Here is a 1,331-nt window from a genome sequence, read left to right as displayed (position 1 = left end):
AAAATAATGAAATGGACACTCCCTTCTATACTGATTAGGTCAGTTTAAAAAGGAGAAAAATCATGAAAACTATTCATACGATTGGTATTGATTTAGCGAAGTCAGTTTTTCAGTTATGTGCTTTTGATAAAACAGGCAAAAAGATTATTAATAAACTATTACGCCGAAATCAAGTTCTTCGTTTTTTAAGTAATATAGAGCCTTGTTTAATAGGAATGGAAGCGTGCGGAAGTGCTCATTATTGGGCAAGGGAAATAAAAAAGTTGGGGCATGCCGTTAAGCTGATGCCGCCACAATATGTAAAACCTTATGTGAAAACCAATAAGAATGATGCAGCTGATGCCGAGGCTATTTGTGAAGCGGTAAGTCGACCCAATATGCGCTTCGTATCTGTTAAAAGCGAAGAGCAACAAGCTTTACTTTTACTTCACCGAGAGCGTGACGGGGTAGTGAAAGAGAGAACCGCTTTGATCAATCGAATTAGAGCGAGTTTACAAGAGTTTGGTGCGAGTATTCCAACAGGAAGATATCGGTTACGTATATGGTTTAGAGAAGACTTTTCTTTAATCGAAGAGAGTTTACCTAAGATTCTGTGTGGGCATGTTAAGTCGATGCAATTACGGTTGATAGATTTAGAAAACTACATTGAAAGTTTAGATGACCAAATAGATGGTGCTAGCCAAGAAAGTCAGCAGTGCCAAGCAATTAGAGAAATTCCTGGTGTTGGGCGCTTGACGTCTTCAGCCTTAGTTGCGAGTGTTGGAGATGCAAAGGAATTTTCATCAGGTCGACAGTTATCAGCTTGGTTAGGCCTAGTACCGAGTCAACATTCAAGTGGTGGTAAATCGTTATTGTTAGGTATAAGTAAACGAGGGGACTCGTATTTAAGGCGAATGTTTATTCATGGAGCCAGAGCGGTTATAAGGCATTTGAAACCGGGAAAACCTTATTACGAATGGGTTATGAGTTTGCAATCAAGAATGCACAAGAACAAAGTGATTGTTGCGTTAGCGAATAAATTAGTACGAGTTGTTTGGGCAGTTCTTGCACGAGATCAAAAGTATAAAGCTCAAACCGTTTAAATAAGAAGTGATACACCAAGTTTTGCTTAGTAAAAAAGAGTGATGACACGATAGGTAAGACCGTGACTTGGAAATTCTGGGACTAACATCGTTTGTTTGAAAACGCCAAAATGATTAGAACCAAGTCAGCGGAGTTCATCAGGGATAGAGACAATTAATATCTCGTAAAAAATCCGAATAGATGGCTGCAAAACTACTCTTGTTAAAGCTTGATTTTGCTTGCAAAAATCGGAGTGTCCATAGATGTTA

At 38.7% G+C, this 1,331-nt stretch carries 1 protein-coding gene; it reads left to right on the top strand.

Features of this window, described 5'->3' with window-relative positions; genetic code table 11:
- Positions 1-62 precede the first annotated feature (62 nt).
- The gene (locus DFP76_RS18005) at positions 63-1,082 is read left to right on the top strand and encodes an IS110 family RNA-guided transposase (RefSeq protein WP_113875934.1); all 1,020 of its coding nucleotides are present in this window, start codon (positions 63-65) and stop codon (positions 1,080-1,082) included.
- The last annotated feature ends 249 nt before the right edge of the window (positions 1,083-1,331 follow it).

The sequence above is a fragment of the Marinomonas aquiplantarum genome (assembly GCF_003314975.1).
GTDB classification, from domain to species: Bacteria; Pseudomonadota; Gammaproteobacteria; order Pseudomonadales; family Marinomonadaceae; genus Marinomonas; species Marinomonas aquiplantarum.
This window is presented reverse-complemented; position numbering and strand designations above follow the sequence as displayed.